Annotated in this window: 17 protein-coding genes; 16 read left to right on the forward strand and 1 reads right to left on the reverse strand. The window is 61.8% G+C overall.

Annotation, left to right across the window (positions count from 1 at the left end; translation table 11 throughout):
• The first annotated feature begins 13 nt into the window (after positions 1-13).
• From PSH59_RS20235 to PSH59_RS20265, 7 genes are all read left to right on the forward strand, one after another.
• On the forward strand, positions 14-610 hold the full coding sequence (locus PSH59_RS20235) for a septation protein A (protein ID WP_248080071.1): 597 nt from the start codon (positions 14-16) through the stop codon (positions 608-610).
• 1 nt (position 611) lies between these two features.
• Positions 612-911, forward strand: a complete 300-nt coding sequence (locus tag PSH59_RS20240) for a YciI family protein (protein WP_248080069.1) — start codon at positions 612-614, stop codon at positions 909-911.
• Positions 912-1,017: 106 nt separating this feature from the next.
• Entirely contained in the window at positions 1,018-1,425 is a 408-nt protein-coding gene (locus PSH59_RS20245) for a translation initiation factor 2 (protein WP_248080067.1), read from the forward strand.
• 7 nt (positions 1,426-1,432) lie between these two features.
• Positions 1,433-2,110, forward strand: coding sequence for a response regulator transcription factor (locus PSH59_RS20250; protein WP_248080066.1), 678 nt, complete (start codon positions 1,433-1,435; stop codon positions 2,108-2,110).
• Between the two features lie 164 nt (positions 2,111-2,274).
• A complete protein-coding gene (locus tag PSH59_RS20255; protein ID WP_305393525.1) occupies positions 2,275-2,751 on the forward strand; it encodes an LTXXQ domain protein in 477 nt (158 codons plus the stop codon).
• A gap of 68 nt (positions 2,752-2,819) precedes the next feature.
• Positions 2,820-4,163: a HAMP domain-containing sensor histidine kinase gene (locus PSH59_RS20260; RefSeq protein WP_305393526.1), complete on the forward strand. Its 1,344-nt coding sequence runs from the start codon at positions 2,820-2,822 to the stop codon at positions 4,161-4,163.
• A 40-nt stretch (positions 4,164-4,203) separates the two neighbouring features.
• Entirely contained in the window at positions 4,204-5,553 is a 1,350-nt protein-coding gene (locus PSH59_RS20265) for a CoA transferase (protein ID WP_305393527.1), read from the forward strand.
• Positions 5,554-5,647: 94 nt separating this feature from the next.
• On the opposite strand, the gene arcD (PSH59_RS20270) is transcribed toward PSH59_RS20265, so the two are convergent.
• On the reverse strand, positions 5,648-7,075 hold the full coding sequence (arcD, locus tag PSH59_RS20270; protein WP_248080059.1) for an arginine-ornithine antiporter: 1,428 nt from the start codon (positions 7,073-7,075) through the stop codon (positions 5,648-5,650).
• Between the two features lie 439 nt (positions 7,076-7,514).
• Here arcD (PSH59_RS20270) and arcD (PSH59_RS20275) point away from each other — a divergent pair, with 439 nt between their 5' ends.
• The 9 genes from arcD (PSH59_RS20275) to PSH59_RS20315 all read left to right on the forward strand — a co-directional run bounded on the left by arcD (PSH59_RS20275) (position 7,515) and on the right by PSH59_RS20315 (position 19,446).
• Complete coding sequence (gene arcD / locus PSH59_RS20275; RefSeq protein WP_248080057.1) at positions 7,515-8,942, forward strand: arginine-ornithine antiporter; 1,428 nt, start codon at positions 7,515-7,517, stop codon at positions 8,940-8,942.
• A gap of 24 nt (positions 8,943-8,966) precedes the next feature.
• The gene (gene arcA / locus PSH59_RS20280) at positions 8,967-10,223 is read left to right on the forward strand and encodes an arginine deiminase (protein ID WP_248080055.1); all 1,257 of its coding nucleotides are present in this window, start codon (positions 8,967-8,969) and stop codon (positions 10,221-10,223) included.
• Between the two features lie 69 nt (positions 10,224-10,292).
• Positions 10,293-11,303: an ornithine carbamoyltransferase gene (locus tag PSH59_RS20285; RefSeq protein ID WP_305393528.1), complete on the forward strand. Its 1,011-nt coding sequence runs from the start codon at positions 10,293-10,295 to the stop codon at positions 11,301-11,303.
• Between the two features lie 87 nt (positions 11,304-11,390).
• Positions 11,391-12,320, forward strand: a complete 930-nt coding sequence (gene arcC, locus PSH59_RS20290; RefSeq protein ID WP_305393529.1) for a carbamate kinase — start codon at positions 11,391-11,393, stop codon at positions 12,318-12,320.
• An 18-nt stretch (positions 12,321-12,338) separates the two neighbouring features.
• The gene (locus tag PSH59_RS20295) at positions 12,339-12,701 is read left to right on the forward strand and encodes a DUF5064 family protein (protein WP_248080050.1); all 363 of its coding nucleotides are present in this window, start codon (positions 12,339-12,341) and stop codon (positions 12,699-12,701) included.
• 133 nt (positions 12,702-12,834) lie between these two features.
• Entirely contained in the window at positions 12,835-14,343 is a 1,509-nt protein-coding gene (locus PSH59_RS20300; protein WP_248080049.1) for a sigma-54-dependent transcriptional regulator, read from the forward strand.
• A gap of 393 nt (positions 14,344-14,736) precedes the next feature.
• Entirely contained in the window at positions 14,737-15,120 is a 384-nt protein-coding gene (gene gcvH, locus PSH59_RS20305) for a glycine cleavage system protein GcvH (RefSeq protein ID WP_248080047.1), read from the forward strand.
• A 10-nt stretch (positions 15,121-15,130) separates the two neighbouring features.
• Complete coding sequence (gcvP, locus tag PSH59_RS20310) at positions 15,131-17,968, forward strand: aminomethyl-transferring glycine dehydrogenase (RefSeq protein WP_305393530.1); 2,838 nt, start codon at positions 15,131-15,133, stop codon at positions 17,966-17,968.
• Between the two features lie 101 nt (positions 17,969-18,069).
• Entirely contained in the window at positions 18,070-19,446 is a 1,377-nt protein-coding gene (locus tag PSH59_RS20315) for an L-serine ammonia-lyase (RefSeq protein ID WP_248080043.1), read from the forward strand.
• Positions 19,447-19,455 lie beyond the last annotated feature (9 nt).

A 19,455-nucleotide genomic window follows, 5' to 3' on the forward strand; every position in this document is an offset into this window, starting at 1 on the left:
TCTGGCTCTTACTGTGAAACAATTCATCGACTTCATCCCGCTGTTGCTGTTTTTCATCGTTTATAAACTTGACCCTCGGGTCGTCGATCTGGCCGGCCATGAGCTGACTGTCGGCGGCATCTACAGCGCCACCGCGGTGCTGATCATCAGCTCAATCGTGGTCTACGGTGCGCTCTTCATCTCCCAGCGCAAACTGGAAAAAAGCCAATGGCTGACCCTGGTCGCGTGCCTGGTTTTCGGCAGCCTGACCCTGGCCTTTCACAGCGAAACCTTCCTTAAATGGAAAGCCCCGGTGGTGAACTGGCTGTTCGCCCTGGCGTTCATCGGCAGCCACTTCATCGGCGACCGCCTGCTGATCAAGCGGATCATGGGCCATGCGCTGACCCTGCCGGAGCCGGTATGGACACGCCTGAACGTGGCCTGGATCGTGTTTTTCATCTTTTGCGGCGCCGCCAACCTGTTCGTGGCGTTCACATTCCAGGACTACTGGGTCGACTTCAAAGTGTTCGGTAGCCTGGGCATGACCGTGTTGTTCCTGGTCGGCCAGGGCATCTACCTGTCGCGCCACCTGCATGACACCGAGCCCACCACGCCGAAAACCGAGGACTGACATGCTCTACGCAATCATTGCCACCGACGTTGAAAACTCGCTGGAAAAACGCCTTAGCGTACGCCCGGCTCACGTCGAGCGCCTGAAAGTGCTGCAAGCCGAGGGGCGCATCGTGCTCGCCGGCCCTCATCCGGCCGTGGACAGCAACGACCCAGGCGACGCCGGTTTCACCGGCAGTCTGATCGTGGCCGAGTTCGCCTCCCTGGCCGACGCACAGGCCTGGGCCAAGGCCGATCCATACGTTGCAGCCGGTGTTTACGCCGACGTCGTGATCAAGCCGTTCAAGCAAGTCCTGCCTTGACCCGGGTCGCGCCGAACCATTTGCGTTCGGCGCGCTCCTAATTGCTCATTATTCCCGGTAACCTGCCGACAACATTCTGAATATTCGTGTGGAATCAGGAGTTCCGATGCGCTTACGTCAGTTGTGTCTGTTGGCAGTGTTAATGATCGGGGCTACGGCCCACGCTGAAGAAACCTCGAACACCGGCAGTTCCACGCCCCTGTCCTTGAGTGCCGGCGCCCAGATCACCGAGCTGCAGCAACGTTTGAAAGAAAGCGAACGCCAGCGTGAAGAGCTGAGCAAGCAACTGCAAAGCGCGGATGCCAGCCGTGAAAACGCTCAACTGAACCGCCTTCGCCAAGAGAACCAACGCCTGGCACAGCAACTCAAAGATTCACAGGGCGTCGCCTTGAGCCGATGGCTGACCGAGCAACAGCAGTGGTTTGTCACCGGCGGGGCCGTCGCGCTGATCGCCTTGCTGTGCGGGATCTTCGCCAGCGGTGGGCACCGTCGCCGTCGACAATGGCTAAATTGAGTGAGTCATGAGCGAGCTGTTACTGATAGATGATGACCAGGAGCTCTGCGAGCTGCTGAGCAGTTGGTTGAGCCAGGAAGGTTTCCAGGTGCGTGCCTGTCACGATGGCTTGAGCGCGCGCAAGGCCTTGGCCGACAGCGCACCGGCCGCCGTGGTGCTCGACGTCATGCTGCCCGACGGCAGCGGCCTGGAGTTGCTCAAGCAATTGCGCAACGACCACCCGGAGCTGCCCGTGCTGATGCTCTCGGCTCGGGGCGAACCGCTGGACCGCATCCTCGGCCTGGAACTCGGCGCCGATGATTATCTGGCCAAACCGTGCGATCCGCGCGAGCTTACCGCGCGCCTGCGTGCCGTATTGCGCCGCAGCCATCCGGCCGCCGTGTCCACTCAACTGGAACTGGGCGACCTGTGCTTCAGCCCGGTGCGCGGCGTGGTCAGTATCGATGAGCAGGAATTCACCCTCACCGTCTCCGAAAGCCGCCTGCTCGAAGCCTTGCTGCGCCAGCCCGGCGAGCCCCTGGACAAACAGGAACTGGCGCAGATCGCCCTGGGCCGCAAGCTGACCCTTTACGATCGCAGCCTGGACATGCATGTGAGCAACCTGCGCAAAAAAATCGGCCCGCACCCGGATGGTCGGCCACGGATCGTTGCGTTGCGCAGCCGCGGTTACTATTACAGCGTTTGAGGCAGTTACACGTAGCAAGTCAGCGGCTCTCCACTTGCCGCTGAACGCTCGCAGCTGCCCCCCTCCCCCTTACCAAACCTTTACGCTCCGCTGACGGCGGCTGACCTTGATCTCCGTAATCTACTCACATCCGGACTCACCGGAATAGAGACAGGAGAATCACCATGCGCAAGACCCTTATCGCTTTGATGTTCGCCGCAGCCCTGCCGACCGTTGCCATGGCCGCCATGCCGGAAGGCCCAGGCCCAGGCCCAGGCCCGATGGGCGGCCCTGAAGGTCACATGATGGGCGGGCCGGGCCACGACGGTGAACACGGTCCGCGCGGCAAAGGCGGTCCTTTCAGCCAACTGGACTTGAGCCGCGAACAGCGTCAGCAGATCGGCAAGCTGATGGGCGACCAATGGCACGCTCGCAAAGACCTGACCAAAAAGTACCTGGACAAACTGCCGGCCGCTGACCAGAAGGCCATGCAGGACGAAATCGCCGCCGGCAAGCAGAAAACCCAGGCGGATATCCGTGCCGTGCTCAAGCCGGACCAGCAGAAGAAGTTCGACGACATCATCAAGCGGCAAGAACAGCGCCGTGCCGAGTGGAAGGAATTCCAGGCCTGGAAAGCGCAACAGGCGCAAAAAGCGCAATAATGCCCTCGCGTTAATGCTCCCAGCCCAGTGGCCCCCGCCACTGGGCTTTTCCTGTTTGAGGGTTTCCTGTGCGTTCATTGTTCTGGCGCATCCTGGCCAGCTTCTGGCTGGCCATCGCCTTGGTTGCCGGGTTGTCGATCCTGCTTGGGCACATGCTCAATCAGGATGCCTGGATTCTCAGCCGTCACCCCGGCCTCAATAACCTGGCGCAAGAGTGGACCCAACTCTACGAAGCCCAAGGTGAGAACGCCGCCCAGGACTTGCTGCAACAGCGCAAGCGCCAGTACCACATCGACGTGCAAGTGCTCAACGAAAGCGGCGAGCCGGTGGTGCGCGGTACTTTCCCGCGCCGCGCCGCCGCCTTTGAAGCCCGCCAGAACGACAGCCAGGAAGGCCACCTGCCCTGGCGACGCCTGACCGCCGAATACACCAGCGAGAAGACCGGCGACACCTACCTGTTGATCTACCGCATCCCGCACCCGGAACTCGATCAATGGCACCGCAGCAGCCTGACCTGGCCCTTGAGCGCCTTGGCCATTGCCCTGGTGGTGCTGACCCTGTTCAGCCTGTTCGTCACCCTCTCCATCACCCGTCCGCTCAGCCGTCTGCGCGGTGCCGTGCATGACCTGGGCCAGGCCACCTACCAGCAAAACAGCCTGGCGCGCCTGGCCAATCGTCGCGATGAATTCGGCGTACTCGCCACCGACTTCAACCGCATGGGCGCTCGCCTGCAAAGCTTGATAGGCAGCCAGCGCCAGTTGCTGCGCGACGTGTCCCACGAGCTGCGCTCGCCCCTGGCCCGCCTGCGCATCGCCCTGGCCCTGGCCGAACGCGCCAGCCCCGAAGAGCGGGAAAAACTCTGGCCACGCCTGACCCGCGAGTGCGACCGCCTCGAAGCGTTGATCAGCGAAATCCTGGTGCTGGCCCGTGTCGATGCCGACAACGCCAGCGCCGAAGACGTCGACCTCAATCCCCTGCTCAAAACCCTGCAAAAGGACGCCCAGCTCAGTGCGCCGGACCAGGAGGTGCACTTGACCGCCGCCCCTGACCTGCATCTGAAGGGCTGGCCAACCATGATCGAGCGGGCGGTGGATAACCTGCTGCGCAACGCCCAACGCTTTAACCCGCCAGGCCAGGCCATTCAATTGCAGGCGCAGCGCCACGGCGAACGCATTCTGATCAGCGTGCGCGACCACGGCCCCGGCGTCGAAGCCGAATACCTGAGCCAACTGGGCGAACCCTTCTATCGCGCCCCCGGCCAGACCGCGCAGGGCCATGGCCTTGGCCTGGCCATCGCGCGGCGCGCCGCCGAACGCCATGGCGGCAGCCTGATCCTGGCCAACCACCCGGACGGCGGCTTCATCGCAAGCATTGATCTGCCGTTGGAACCGGGGGTTGCCACGTCGGTGTGATGATCTTTTATAGTGGCCCTTCTCTTACGGAGGGCCTTTGATGACTGACCTGCTGACCCCCATCCAAGCCGCACTCGACCTGCCCCTCACGCCACTGGCCTTTAGCGAAGCCGGTGCGCTGCCCTCGACCTACGCCGTGACCGAATTGGCCAGTGCCAGCATCGGCGCCGCCGGGCAAGCGGTTGCCGAGCTGATCCGCCAACAGACCGAACGTTTACCCGGCGTCAGCGTTGACCGACGCCTCGCGTCCTTCTGGTTCTCGTCCTCGATTCGCCCCGTGGGCTGGCACGTGCCGCCCCTGTGGGACCCGGTGGCCGGCGACTACGCCAGCGCCGATGGCTGGATCCGCCTGCACACTAACGCGCCCCATCATCGGGCCGCCGCCGAGCGGGTACTGGGCAAAGTGACTGAGCGTGCCGAAATGGCCAGGCACGTCGCGCCATGGCATGCCGCCGAGCTGGAACAGGCGATCGTCGAAGCCGGCGGCTGTGCGGCGCAGATGCGTTCGTGGCCGGCCTGGCAAGCCCATCCCCAGGGGCTGGCGGTGAATGCCGAGGCGCTGGTCCAGCGCCAGGCCTACGAGACAACCTGCAATAAACCCTGGCTCGGCTCGGTGGCGCGCCCGCTGGCCGGTATCAAGGTGCTGGATTTGACCCGTGTGTTGGCCGGCCCCGTGGCCAGCCGTTTTCTGGCCGGGCTGGGCGCCGACGTACTGCGCATCGACGCCCCCACCTGGAACGAACCCGGCGTGGTGCCGGAAATGACCCTGGGCAAACGCTGCGCTCGTCTGGACCTGAAGACGCCCGAAGGCCGTCAGGTGTTTGAAGGATTGCTCAAAGACGCCGACATCCTGCTGCACGGTTACCGCGCCGACGCCTTGGAGCAACTGGGCTACACCGCCAGCCAACTGCAAGCCCTCGCCCCCGGTCTGATCGACGTCAGTCTTAACGCCTATGGCTGGAGCGGCCCGTGGCGCAATCGCCGGGGCTTCGACAGCCTGGTGCAGATGAGCAGCGGTATTGCCCACGCAGGGATGGTCTGGAAACAGTCGGACACTCCGCTGCCGCTGCCGGTGCAGGCGCTGGATCACGCGACCGGGTATTTGATGGCGGCGAGCGTGATACGCGCCTTGAGCGAACGTTTGCAAACCGGCCGTGGCGGTTCGGCGCGGTTGTCGCTGGCGCGCACGGCCAAGCTGTTGGTGGAGGCAGGCCCGGTGCCGGAGCAACCGGCGTTACGCGCCGAAGCACCCGGTGATCAAGGGCAGGTGATTGAGCAAACCGCCTGGGGCCAGGCCCATCGTTTGCTCGCGCCGCTGACCATCAGCGGCTCCCCGTTGCAGTGGGATTTGCCCGCGGGCGAACTGGGCTCACACCGCCCGCAGTGGTGAACACGCTTTGCTGTGGGCACCACGCTTGTTGGAGTGAGCGGGCTCGCCCCGCGCCGAACTGCGCAGCAGCCCCCCAATCCGCTCGCCACCCCGATCAAAGCGCCAATACCCCGCTGTACAACCCATACGCAGCCAGCCCCGCGCCCGCGAGCACGCAGCTGAAAATGCCTTTTTCCAGGTGGGTAAATAACGGCTGCCCCTGTTCGCGCTTGGCCAGGGCAAACAGGATCACGCCCGGTGCGTACAACAGCGCCGACAGCAGCAGGTACTTCAGGCCCCCGGCATAGAGCAGCCATACCGCGTAACCCAGAGCAATCAAGCCCACCAAAAGATCCTTCATGCGCTGGCCTTGGGCGCCTTCATAGGTTTCGCCGCGCCCGCTCAGCAACACCGCATAGGCCGCCGACCACAGGTACGGCACCAGAATCATCGACGACGCCAGGTAAATCAGCGTGGTGTAGGTGCTCTGGGAAAACAGTGTGATCACCAGAAACACCTGAATCATCAGGTTGGTCAGCCACAGGGCGTTGATCGGCACCTGGTTGGCGTTTTCCTTTTTCAAAAAGGCCGGCATGGTCTTGTCATGGGCTGTGGCATAGAGGATTTCTGCACAGAGCAGCGCCCACGACAGCAAGGCTCCCAGCAGCGACACCACCAGGCCGAGGCTGATTAACATCGCTCCCCAGGGACCGACGATGTGCTCAAGCACTCCGGCCAAGGAAGGGTTTTGCAGACCGGCCAACTCCGGCTGGCTCATGACGCCCAGGGACAGCACGTTCACCATGACCAACAACGCGAGCACGCCGAGAAACCCGATCACCGTGGCCCGGCCGACGTCCGAGCGCTTCTCGGCCCGCGCCGAATAGATACTCGCCCCTTCGATGCCGATGAATACAAACACGGTGACCAGCATCATGTTGCGCACTTGATCGACCACACTGCCGATCTGTGGATTGCCCAGGCCCCAGATATCGCGGGTAAAAACATCGGCCTTGAATGCCACGGCGGCGATCACGATAAACATCAGCAACGGCACGATCTTCGCCACGGTGGTGATCTGGTTGATGAACGCCGCCTCCTTGATCCCGCGCATCACCAGGAAATGCACGGCCCACAGCAGCAACGACGCACAACCAATGGCCACCGGCGTATTGCCTTGACCAAACACCGGAAAAAAATAGCCGAGGGTGCTGAACAGCAATACAAAGTAGCCAACGTTGCCCATCCACGCGCTGATCCAGTACCCCCAGGCGGACGAGAACCCCATGTAATCGCCGAAACCCGCCTTGGCATAGGCGTACACCCCGGAATCCAACTCGGGTTTGCGATTGGCCAGGGTCTGGAACACAAAAGCCAGGGTCAACATGCCGACGGCGGTGATCGCCCAGCCGATCAACACCGCCCCCACCTCAGCGCGTGCGGCCATGTTTTGCGGCAGAGAAAAGATCCCTCCGCCAATCATCGAACCCACCACCAGGGCGATCAGGGCGCTGAGTCGAAGTTTTTCGGCCGGTTGAGACATGCAGACTCCTGAATCCATAAAGTATGAGCTGACCACCGTGTACTCAACTAATTAACTCAGCGAGTGTAGCGTTTATTAGAGAGCGCAATAAAAACCGCGCACTCATAACTCAACGGCATGACAATCTTTAGGCTTATTTAGAATTTAAATACAGCAACTACTTCTGTCGCTTTTGCGCCATTTATCGTCGCCTGCGTGAAAAGTTTGCTTATTCAGAAAAACGGTCTAACTTCAATCGTCCATACGCAGCACCAAATAACTAATTATCTCGCAGCAACCGCTCTGGAACGCGGCTTTGCAAGGCAGCATATTGCCTGATGATTCAGCCCAAAGTCATTAATTCACAATGGAATGTGCCAATGAAGTGATCTGAGTCAGCTGTTTGATTAGCCCACGGATTTATTCTGTGGTCTCTCTTCTCCTGCATTGGAGTTATGCAATGTCTGAATCTCCCGGAAAACTTCGACTGGGCGCATTGGTTGCACTGGTCGTGGGTTCAATGATTGGTGGTGGGATTTTCTCTCTGCCGCAAAACATGGCGGCCAGCGCCGATGTCGGCGCGGTATTGATCGGCTGGCTGATCACCGCCGTCGGCATGCTGACCCTCGCCTTCGTGTTCCAAACCCTGGCCAACCGCAAGCCTGACCTCGATGGCGGCGTGTACGCCTATGCCAAGGCCGGGTTCGGCGACTACATGGGCTTCTCGTCCGCCTGGGGGTACTGGATCAGTGCCTGGCTGGGCAACGTCGGCTACTTCGTGCTGCTGTTCAGCACCCTCGGCTACTTCTTTCCGATCTTCGGCGAAGGCAACACGCCGGCGGCGGTGATTGGCGCGTCGGTGTTGCTGTGGGCCGTGCACTTTCTGGTGCTGCGCGGGATCAAGGAAGCAGCGTTCATCAACCTGGTGACCACCGTCGCCAAGGTCGTGCCGCTGGTGCTGTTCGTGCTGATCGCTGTGTTCGCGTTCAAGCTGGAGATCTTCACCGCCGACATCTGGGGCCTGAAAAACCCCGACCTGGGCAGTGTGATGAACCAGGTGCGCAACATGATGCTGGTCACCGTGTGGGTGTTCATCGGCATCGAAGGCGCGAGCATTTTCTCGGCTCGCGCCGAAAAACGCAGCGACGTGGGCAAGGCCACCGTGATCGGTTTTATCACCGTGCTGCTATTCCTGATGCTGGTGAACGTTCTGTCCCTGGGGATCATGACTCAGCCGGAACTGGCCAAACTGCAAAACCCGTCGATGGCGGCTGTACTGGAACACGTGGTGGGCCACTGGGGTGCGGTGCTGATCAGCGTCGGTTTGATCATTTCGCTGCTGGGTGCGCTGCTGTCGTGGGTGCTGCTGTGCGCGGAGATCATGTTCGCAGCCGCCAAGGACCACACCATGCCGGAGTTCCTGCGCAAGGAGAACGCCAACCACGTGCCGGCCAACGCCCTGTGGCTGACCAATGCCATGGTCCAGGTGTTCCTGGTGATCACGCTGTTTTCCGCCAGCACTTACCTGTCGCTGATCTACCTCGCCACCTCGATGATCCTGGTGCCTTACCTGTGGTCGGCGGCGTATGCCCTGCTGCTGGCGGTCCGCGGCGAGACCTACGAAAACGCCCTAAAAGAGCGCAGGAAAGACTTGTTCATCGGTGCCGTCGCGCTGATCTACGCGGTGTGGCTGCTCTACGCCGGCGGCACCAAATACCTGCTGCTTTCCGCCCTGCTGTATGCGCCCGGCGCGATCCTGTTCGCCAAGGCCAAGCATGAACTGGGCAAACCGATTTTCACCCCTGTCGAGAAACTGATTTTTGCCGCAGTGGTCATTGGCGCCCTGGTGGCGGCCTATGGGCTCTACGACGGTTTCCTGACCCTGTAATTGTTGTTCCTTGGAGGATCTGAAATGACCACGGAAAAAGTGAAGTACGGCGTACATTCCGAAGCCGGCAAACTGCGCAAAGTCATGGTGTGCTCCCCAGGTTTGGCCCACCAGCGGCTGACCCCCAACAACTGCGATGAACTGCTGTTCGATGACGTACTGTGGGTGGCCCAGGCCAAGCGCGACCATTTCGACTTTGTGACCAAAATGCGCGAGCGGGACATTGATGTGCTGGAAATGCACAACCTGCTGACCGATATCGTTGCCATCCCCGAAGCGCTGGACTGGATCCTGGCGCGCAAGATCACTGCCAACACGGTAGGCCTGGGCCTGGTCGACGAGGTCAGTTCCTGGCTGCGCAGCCTGGAGCCACGCAAGATTGCCGAGTTCCTGATCGGCGGTGTCTCGGCCGATGACCTGCCAAGCAGCTTCGGCGGCAAGACCATCGAGATGTTCCGCGATTTCCTCGGCCACGCCAGCTTCATTCTGCCGCCGCTGCCCAACACCCAGTTCACCCGCGACACCACCTGCTGGATCTACGGCGGCGTGACGCTCAACCCCATGTACTGGCCGGCGCGACGTCAGGAAACCTTGTTGGCCAGCGCCATCTACAAATTCCATCCTGAGTTCACCAACGCCGATTTCCAGATCTGGTACGGCGACCCCGACCAGGAACACGGCGCCTCCACCCTTGAAGGTGGCGACGTCATGCCGATTGGCAACGGCGTCGTGCTGATCGGCATGGGCGAGCGTTCTTCCCACCAGGCCATCGGCCAACTGGCGCGCAACCTGTTCAAAAATAAAGCCGTGGAACGCGTGATCGTCGCCGGCCTGCCCAAATCCCGCGCGGCGATGCACCTGGACACGGTATTCAGCTTCTGCGACCGCGACCTGGTGACGATTTTCCCCGAAGTGGTCAACCAGATCGTGCCTTTCACCCTGCGCCCTGACGACAGCAAGCCGCACGGCATCGATATCCAACGGGAGAAAACCAACTTCCTGCAGACCGTGGCCGCAGCGCTCAACCTCAAGGCCCTGCGCGTGGTCGAGACCGGCGGCAACAGCTTCGCCGCCGAGCGCGAGCAATGGGACGACGGCAACAATGTGGTGGCCGTGGAGCCTGGCGTGGTGATCGGCTACGACCGCAACACCTACACCAACACCCTGCTGCGCAAGGCCGGCGTGGAGGTCATCACCATCAGCGCCGGTGAACTCGGCCGCGGCCGTGGCGGCGGTCACTGCATGACCTGCCCGATTATCCGCGACCCAATCGACTACTGACTTTCACACCTTGGCCGCCGCCCACAAGGCGCCGGCCAAGGGGATAACCTAAACCGAAGGAGATCCACCATGGCTTTCAATATGCGCAATCGCAGCCTGCTGTCGCTGATGCACCACACTACCCGCGAGCTCAATTACCTGCTGGACCTGTCGCGCGACCTCAAACGCGCCAAATACACCGGCACCGAGCGTCCGCACCTGCAGGGCAAGAACATCGCGCTGATCTTCGAAAAAACCTCGACCCGCACCCGTTGCGCCTTCGAAGTCGCGGCCCACGACCAGGGTGCCCACGTCACCTACATCGACCCGGTGTCGTCGCAGATCGGCCACAAAGAAAGCATGAAAGACACCGCCCGCGTGCTCGGGCGCATGTTCGATGCCATCGAGTACCGTGGCTTTGAGCAGGAAATCGTCGAAGAGCTGGCCAAGTTTGCCGGTGTTCCGGTGTTCAACGGCCTCACCGCTGAATTCCACCCGACCCAAATGATCGCCGACACCCTGACCATGCGCGAGCACAGCGACAAGCCGCTGCATGACATCAGTTACGCCTATCTGGGCGACGCGCGCTACAACATGGGTAACTCGCTGCTGATGATCGGCGCCAAGCTCGGCATGGACGTGCGCATCGGCGCGCCGAAAGCCCTGTGGCCACACGCAGACTTCATCAAGCAATGCCAGGCGTTTGCCGAAGAAAGCGGCGCGCGTATCACCATCACCGAAGACCCGAAAGCAGCCGTGAAAGGCGTGGACTTCATCCACACCGATATCTGGGTGTCCATGGGCGAGCCGGTCGAAGCGTGGGACGAGCGTATCGAGCAACTGCTGCCGTACCAGGTCAATGCCAGCATGATGAAAGCCTCGGGCAACCCTCGAGTGAAATTCATGCACTGCCTGCCGGCGTTCCATAACAGCGAAACCAAGGTTGGCAAGGACATTGCCGCGCGTTATCCGAACCTGGCCAATGGCGTGGAAGTGACCGAAGAGGTGTTCGAGTCGCCGGCCAACATTGCCTTTGAGCAGGCGGAAAACCGCATGCACACCATCAAGGCGATTCTGGTGTCGGCACTGGCGGATATCTAAAGGCCACACAGTCAAATGTGGCGGGGAGCAAGCTCCCTTCCACAGGGTGTCCTGTGCTCACAGGCTGAACTCTAGAAGGATTGCATTATGCGCATCGTCGTAGCCCTGGGCGGCAACGCCTTGCTCCGCCGTGGTGAACCCATGACCGCGGACAACCAACGCGCCAATATCCGCATCGCCACCGAACAGATCGCCAAGATCCACCCCGGCAACGAACTGGTGATCGCCCACGGCAATGGCCCGCAAGTCGGCCTGCTGTCGTTGCAGGCGGCGGCCTACACCAGCGTTTCACCCTACCCGCTGGACGTGTTGGGCGCCGAAACCGAAGGCATGATCGGCTACATCATCGAACAGGAACTGGGCAACCTGCTGGACTTTGAAGTGCCCTTCGCCACGCTGCTCACCCAGGTGGAAGTGGACGCCAAGGACCCGGCCTTCCAGAACCCCACCAAGCCCATCGGCCCGGTGTACAGCAAGGCTGAAGCGGAAAAGCTCGCTGCCGAGAAAGGCTGGGCCATCGCCCCCGATGGCGACAAATACCGCCGTGTGGTTGCCAGCCCGCGCCCTAAACGCATCTTTGAAATCCGCCCGATCAAGTGGCTGCTGGAGAAAAAGGCCATCGTGATCTGCGCCGGCGGCGGCGGCATCCCGACGATGTATGGCGAAGACGGCAAGCTGCGCGGCATTGAAGCGGTGATCGACAAAGACCTGTGTTCGTCCTTGCTCGCCGCGCAACTGGATGCCGACCTGCTGGTGATCGCCACCGACGTCAACGCCGCTTTTATCGACTTCGGCAAACCGACTCAGAAAGCGATCAGCCAGGCTCACCCCGACGACATGGAAACACTCGGCTTCGCCGCTGGCTCCATGGGCCCCAAGGTGCAAGCCGCGTGCGAGTTCGCCCGCCAAACTGGCAAAACCGCGGTGATCGGTTCACTCTCGGACATCGAAACCATCGTCCAGGGCACTGCCGGCACACGCATCAGCACCGCAGCACCTGGCATCACCTATCTGTGAAGTAAAGGAGAGACGCCTATGGCCACCTTTGAACCCGGTCACCTGCATATCGAGCGACATGCACTGAACAAGGACGATGTCAGCTACGACCTGTGCCTGGACTACGAAGTCATCACCCATGATCACGAAGGCAAGGGCATGCAGTTCACCCTGCATGGCAGCATTCAAGGCACGGATATGAAGGAAACGTTCTTCCTGCCCAAGGATCAGGCGTACAACTTCGCCAGCAATGTGACCAAGATTGTCGAAAAGTACGGTATTCCCAAAACCCATAGCAGCGTCGGCGCGCAGCACAAGCACTACGACTTGATGTTTGAAGACGTACGCGTGCAGCTGGATATGAAATCCGGCGATCCGGTCAAACCCGAGCACTTGGCGTAGCGACACTGCAAATCCCTCATGTGGAGCGGGGCACACCCGCTCCCACATTTTTGATCTGTGTTTGCCCTCAGATTTCACCTGACCCCTTCCACCAAGGCATACTTGCCGCCTCTCGCTCTCCAGAATCGTCTCCATGCGTATCCACGTCAGCTTTATCGACCGCGTCGGCATTACCCAGGAAGTCCTGGCCCTGCTCGGTGGGCGTAATCTCAACCTGGATGCGGTGGAAATGGTGCCGCCCAACGTATACATCGATGCGCCGACGCTCAGCGCCGAGGTGCTTGAAGAACTGCGCGATGCGCTGTTCAGTGTGCAGGGTGTACAGGCCGTGACCGTGGTCGACATCCTTCCCGGCCAACGTCGCCACCTGCAACTGGACGCCCTGCTGGCCGCCATGACCGACCCGGTCCTGGCGCTGGACAGCGCGGGCAAGATCCTGCTGGCGAACCCGGCACTGATCGCTCTCTATGGGCGCGAACCTGCCGGGGAAAGCATCGCCGAACTGTTCAACGACGCGGCGCTGCTCGACACCCTGCTGGAAAACGGCTTTCGCCTGCCCCTGCGCGAGATCAGCGTCAACGGCCAGACCTTGCTGCTGGACGCGACGCCGATCACCGACGCCGGCGCGCTGCTCACCTTGTATCAGCCCAACCGTATCGGTGAACAACTGTCAGCGCTGCACCACGACCATGCAGAAGGCTTTGATGCGCTGCTCGGCGAATCGCCGGCAATCCGTACGCTCAAGGCGCGCGCGCAGCGAGTGGCGGCCCTGGATGCGCCGCTGTTGATCCAGGGCGAAACCGGCACCGGCAAAGAGCTGGTGGCCCGCGCCTGCCACGCCATCAGCGCGCGCGCCAGTGCACCGTTTCTGGCCTTGAACTGCGCCGCGCTGCCGGAGAACCTCGCCGAGAGCGAGCTGTTCGGTTATGCCCCCGGCGCCTTCACCGGCGCCCAGCGCGGCGGTAAACCCGGGCTGATGGAACTGGCCAACCAAGGCACGGTGTTTCTGGATGAGATCGGCGAGATGTCGCCGTACCTGCAGGCCAAGTTGCTGCGCTTTCTGAATGACGGCAGCTTTCGCCGGGTCGGCGGCGACCGCGAAGTGAAGGTCAACGTGCGCATCCTCAGCGCCACCCACCGCGACCTGGAAAAAATGGTCAGCGAAGGCACCTTCCGCGAAGACCTGTTCTACCGCCTCAATGTGCTCAACGTCGAAGTGCCGCCCCTGCGCGAACGCGGCCAGGACATCCTCCTGCTGGCCCGCTACTTCATGCAGCAGGCCTGCGCGCAGATTCAGCGCCCGGTCTGCCGCCTGGCGCCCGGCACTTACCCGGCGTTGCTGGGCAACCGCTGGCCAGGCAATGTGCGCCAGTTGCAAAACGTGATCTTCCGCGCCGCCGCCATTTGCGAAAGCAGCCTCATAGATATTGGCGACCTGGACATCGCCGGCACCTCGGTGGCACGCCAAAGCGACGGCGAAATCGACAGCCTGGAACAGGCCATGGAAGACTTCGAGCGCGACCTGCTGGAAAAGCTCTACACCCACTACCCCTCGACCCGCCAACTGGCCAGCCGCCTGCACACCTCGCACACGGCCATCGCCCATCGCCTGCGCAAGTACGGCATCCCCAACAAGCCCTGAGCAGGGAAGCTGGTTAACGGTGGCGCGCGGCTCTCGGTGGTGAGCGGGCTTGTCCCGCGCCGGGGCTGCGCAGCAGTCCCCAAAAGCCCCCTCCCACCCAAACCCACCTGCACATTTGGTCTGAGAACGACATCCGCTGTACTGAAAGCGCTACAGTGGAACGATATCGCTACAACCCTGCTTTTCGCGCGCCATGCAAGGCTTTGATCCACATAGGCTTTTTTTCGAAGGTCCGACTGTAGCGAAATCGCTACAGCTGAATGGCATAACGTCATAACCCATTTTATTAACTTATTGAATTATAAGGATTTAATAACATTGGCCGCGATTTTGCTTGGCAACCCCATTATTCCAATCCCGTCCACCAGACGAATCTGGCCTTGAGGAGTTTCCATGAGCGAGTTGCGTTTCACTGAAGATCACGAATGGCTGCGCGCCGAAGCCGATGGCAGCGTGACCGTAGGCATTACCGCTTTTGCGCAGAACGCGCTGGGCGATGTGGTTTTCGTGCAACTGCCGGAGTTGCAGGCCTACGACAAGGGCGCTGAAGCGGCCACCGTGGAGTCGGTCAAAGCAGCCAGCGGCGTTTACATGCCATTGGACGGAGAAGTGCTCGACGTAAACCCGGCCCTCGAAAGCAGCCCTGAACTGGTCAACGAAGACCCGATGGGCCAAGGCTGGTTCTTCCGCTTTAAACCGGCCGATGCCAGCGCAGTGGCTAAGCTGTTGGATCAGGATGCGTACGACCGCCTGATCAAAGCCAACGCTGAAGCCTGAGGAGCGCGCCATGACGATCAACTTGAGCACCGCCAACGAATTCATCGCCCGCCACATCGGCCCACGCCAGGAAGATGAGCAGCAGATGCTCGCCAGCCTGGGCTTCGATTCCCTGGAAGCCCTGAGCGCCAGCGTCATCCCGGAAAGCATCAAGGGCACCAGCGTGCTCGGCCTGGAAGACGGCCTGAGCGAAGCCGACGCCCTGGCCAGGATCAAAGCCATCGCCGGCCAGAACCAACTGTTCAAGACCTACATCGGCCAGGGCTACTACAACTGCCATACGCCGTCGCCGATCCTGCGCAACCTGTTGGAAAACCCGGCCTGGTACACAGCGTACACGCCGTACCAGCCGGAAATTTCCCAAGGCCGCCTGGAAGCGCTGCTCAACTTCCAGACCCTGATCAGCGACCTCACCGGCCTGCCGATCGCCAACGCCTCTCTGCTCGACGAAGCCACCGCCGCCGCCGAAGCCATGACCTTCTGCAAACGCCTGAGCAAGAACAAAGGCAGCAATGCCTTCTTCGCCTCGGTCCACAGCCACCCACAAACCCTGGACGTACTGCGTACCCGTGCCGAGCCACTGGGCATTGACGTGGTGGTGGGCGATGAGCGCGAACTGAGCGACGTGAGCGCGTTTTTCGGCGCCTTGCTGCAATACCCGGCGAGCAACGGTGATGTATTCGACTACCGCGAACTGACCGAACGCTTCCACGCCGCCAACGCACTGGTGGCTGTGGCCGCCGACCTGCTGGCCCTGACCCTGCTGACCCCGCCGGGTGAGTTCGGCGCCGACGTCGCCATCGGCAGCGCGCAACGCTTCGGCGTGCCGCTGGGCTTTGGTGGCCCGCACGCGGCGTACTTCTCTACCAAGGACGCGTTCAAGCGCGACATGCCGGGCCGTCTGGTCGGGGTGTCCGTGGACCGTTTCGGCAAGCCGGCCCTGCGCCTGGCCATGCAGACCCGCGAGCAACATATCCGCCGCGAGAAAGCCACCAGCAACATCTGCACCGCCCAGGTGCTGCTGGCCAACATCGCCAGCATGTACGCCGTGTACCACGGGCCCAAAGGCCTGACCCAGATCGCCCAGCGCATTCACCAGTTGACCGCGATCCTGGCCAAGGGCCTGACCGCACTGGGGCTCAAGGTTGAGCAAGCGCACTTCTTCGACACCCTCACGCTCAACACCGGCGCCGCGACCGCTGCCCTGCACGACAAGGCCTGCGCCCAGCGCATCAACCTGCGTGTGGTGGATGCCGAGCGTGTTGGCGTGTCCGTCGACGAAACCACCAGCCAGGCCGATATCGAAGCACTGTGGAGCCTCTTCGCCGAGGGCAAAGCACTGCCAGCCTTCGCCGAGACGCAAAGCACGCTGCCCGCCGCCCTGCTGCGCCAGTCGCCGATTCTCAGCCACCCGGTGTTCAACCGCTATCATTCGGAAACCGAGCTGATGCGCTATCTGCGCAAGCTGGCCGACAAGGACCTGGCCCTGGACCGCACCATGATCCCGCTGGGCTCGTGCACCATGAAGCTCAACGCCGCCAGCGAAATGATCCCGGTGACCTGGGCCGAATTCGGTGCCTTGCACCCGTTCGCCCCCGCCGCACAAAGCGCCGGCTACCTGCAACTGACCACCGAACTGGAAGCCATGCTCTGCGCGGCCACCGGTTACGACGCGATTTCGCTGCAGCCCAACGCCGGATCCCAAGGTGAGTACGCCGGCCTCCTGGCCATCCGTGCCTACCACCAGAGCCGTGGCGACGAACGCCGCGACATCTGCCTGATTCCCTCGTCCGCCCACGGCACCAACCCCGCCACCGCCAACATGGCCGGTATGCGTGTGGTGGTGACGGCCTGCGACGCCCGCGGCAACGTTGACATCGAAGACCTGCGCGCCAAGGCCGTCGAGCACCGCGAGCACCTCGCCGCGCTGATGATCACCTACCCGTCCACCCACGGCGTGTTCGAGGAAGGCATCCGTGAAATCTGCGGGATCATCCACGACAACGGCGGCCAGGTGTACATCGACGGCGCCAACATGAACGCGATGGTGGGCCTCTGCGCACCGGGCAAGTTCGGCGGCGACGTGTCCCACCTGAACCTGCACAAAACCTTCTGCATCCCTCACGGCGGTGGCGGCCCCGGCGTTGGCCCGATTGGCGTCAAGTCCCACCTTGCGCCGTTTTTGCCCGGTCATGCGGCCATGGAACGCAAGGAAGGCGCGGTCTGCGCCGCACCGTTCGGCAGCGCGAGCATTTTGCCGATCACCTGGATGTACATCAGCATGATGGGCGGCGCAGGTCTCAAACGCGCCTCGCAACTGGCGATCCTGAATGCCAACTACATATCCCGTCGCCTGGAAGAGCACTACCCCGTGCTGTACACCGGCAGCAACGGCCTGGTGGCGCACGAATGCATCCTGGACCTGCGCCCGCTCAAGGACAGCAGTGGCATCAGCGTGGACGACGTGGCCAAGCGCCTGATCGACTTCGGCTTCCACGCCCCGACCATGTCGTTCCCGGTGGCCGGGACGTTGATGATCGAGCCGACCGAAAGCGAATCCAAGGAAGAACTGGACCGCTTCTGTGACGCCATGATCGCCATCCGCGAAGAAATTCGCGCCGTGGAAAACGGCACCCTGGACAAGGACGACAACCCGTTGAAAAACGCGCCACACACCGCCGCCGAACTGGTTGGCGAATGGAGCCACCCGTACAGCCGTGAGCAGGCGGTGTACCCGGTTGCGTCGTTGATCGAAGGCAAATACTGGCCGCCGGTGGGCCGCGTCGACAACGTGTTTGGTGATCGCAACCTGGTGTGTGCGTGCCCCTCAATCGAGCTTTATGCATAAAGCAGCTGCAAGCATCACGTTGCAAGCCGCAAGAAAGAGCCGCTGGGCTTTTACTTGTCGCTTGTAGCGTGTAGCTCGCCACTGCGCCACCAGGAGCCACCATGTCTTTAAGCGTGTTCGACCTGTTCAAGATTGGCATCGGCCCTTCCAGCTCCCACACCGTCGGCCCGATGCGCGCCGCCGCGCGTTTTGTCGAAGGCCTCAAGCGCGACAACCTGCTGAGCAGCACCACCGGCCTCAAGGTCGAACTCTATGGCTCCCTCGGCGCCACCGGTAAAGGCCACGGCAGCGACAAGGCCGTATTGCTGGGTCTGGAAGGCGAACACCCGGACACCGTGAACACTGAAACCGTCGCCGCACGCCTCGCGCAGATGCGCAGCGACGGCCGCCTGAACCTGCTCGGCGAACACAGCATTGCGTTCAACGAGAAAGAACACTTGGCGATGATCCGCAAACCCCTCGCCTATCACCCCAACGGCATGATTTTTCGCGCCTTCGATGCCGCCGGTATCCAGATCCGCAGCCGCGAGTACTACTCGGTCGGCGGTGGTTTTGTGGTCGACGAAGACGCCGCCGGCGCTGACCGTATTGTTGAAGACGCCACACCCCTGACCTTCCCCTTCAAGCACGCCAAGGACTTGCTCGGTCATTGCACCACCTACGGGCTGTCGATCAGCCAGGTGATGCTGACCAACGAAAGTGCCTGGCGCCCGGAAGCGGAAACCCGCAGCGGCCTGCTGAAAATCTGGCAGGTGATGCAGGACTGTGTGGACGCGGGCTGTCGCAATGAAGGGATTCTGCCCGGTGGCTTGAAGGTCAAGCGCCGCGCCGCGGCCCTGCATCGCCAGTTGTGCAAAAACCCGGAATCGGCGTTGCGCGACCCGTTGTCAGTGCTCGATTGGGTCAACCTGTACGCCCTGGCGGTCAACGAAGAAAACGCCAATGGCGGGCGCGTGGTGACGGCGCCCACCAACGGCGCGGCCGGAATTGTGCCGGCGGTGCTGCATTACTACATGCGCTTTATCCCCGGCGCCAACGAAGACGGGGTGGTGCGCTTTCTGCTCACTGCCGCCGCCATCGGCATTTTGTACAAGGAAAACGCCTCAATCTCCGGCGCCGAAGTCGGCTGCCAGGGTGAAGTCGGCGTGGCCTGCTCCATGGCCGCAGGCGCGCTGTGCGAAGTTTTGGGCGGCAGCGTGTCCCAGGTGGAGAACGCCGCCGAGATCGGTATGGAACACAACCTCGGCCTGACGTGCGACCCGATTGGCGGCCTGGTGCAGGTGCCCTGCATCGAGCGCAACGCCATGGGTTCGGTCAAGGCCATCAATGCAGTGCGCATGGCCTTGCGCGGCGATGGGCAGCACTTTGTATCCCTCGACAAGGTCATCCGCACCATGCGCCAGACCGGCGCCGACATGAAAAGCAAATACAAGGAAACCGCCCGTGGCGGTTTGGCGGTCAACATTATCGAGTGCTGACGCCTACGG

It is taken from the genome of Pseudomonas sp. FP2309 (assembly GCF_030687575.1).
In the GTDB taxonomy this organism is placed as follows: domain Bacteria; phylum Pseudomonadota; class Gammaproteobacteria; order Pseudomonadales; family Pseudomonadaceae; genus Aquipseudomonas.

Coding starts and splice junctions, on each gene's coding strand:
- PSH59_RS20265 (WP_305393527.1), top strand. CDS start 4,204: ATGACTGACCTGCTGACCCCCATCCAAGCCGCACTCGACCTGCCCCTC.
- PSH59_RS20240 (WP_248080069.1), top strand. CDS start 612: ATGCTCTACGCAATCATTGCCACCGACGTTGAAAACTCGCTGGAAAAA.
- PSH59_RS20300 (WP_248080049.1), top strand. CDS start 12,835: ATGCGTATCCACGTCAGCTTTATCGACCGCGTCGGCATTACCCAGGAA.
- PSH59_RS20255 (WP_305393525.1), top strand. CDS start 2,275: ATGCGCAAGACCCTTATCGCTTTGATGTTCGCCGCAGCCCTGCCGACC.
- PSH59_RS20250 (WP_248080066.1), top strand. CDS start 1,433: ATGAGCGAGCTGTTACTGATAGATGATGACCAGGAGCTCTGCGAGCTG.
- PSH59_RS20245 (WP_248080067.1), top strand. CDS start 1,018: ATGCGCTTACGTCAGTTGTGTCTGTTGGCAGTGTTAATGATCGGGGCT.
- PSH59_RS20295 (WP_248080050.1), top strand. CDS start 12,339: ATGGCCACCTTTGAACCCGGTCACCTGCATATCGAGCGACATGCACTG.
- PSH59_RS20285 (WP_305393528.1), top strand. CDS start 10,293: ATGGCTTTCAATATGCGCAATCGCAGCCTGCTGTCGCTGATGCACCAC.
- gcvH (WP_248080047.1), top strand. CDS start 14,737: ATGAGCGAGTTGCGTTTCACTGAAGATCACGAATGGCTGCGCGCCGAA.
- arcA (WP_248080055.1), top strand. CDS start 8,967: ATGACCACGGAAAAAGTGAAGTACGGCGTACATTCCGAAGCCGGCAAA.
- arcC (WP_305393529.1), top strand. CDS start 11,391: ATGCGCATCGTCGTAGCCCTGGGCGGCAACGCCTTGCTCCGCCGTGGT.
- arcD (WP_248080057.1), top strand. CDS start 7,515: ATGTCTGAATCTCCCGGAAAACTTCGACTGGGCGCATTGGTTGCACTG.
- arcD (WP_248080059.1), bottom strand. CDS start 7,075: ATGTCTCAACCGGCCGAAAAACTTCGACTCAGCGCCCTGATCGCCCTG.
- gcvP (WP_305393530.1), top strand. CDS start 15,131: ATGACGATCAACTTGAGCACCGCCAACGAATTCATCGCCCGCCACATC.
- PSH59_RS20315 (WP_248080043.1), top strand. CDS start 18,070: ATGTCTTTAAGCGTGTTCGACCTGTTCAAGATTGGCATCGGCCCTTCC.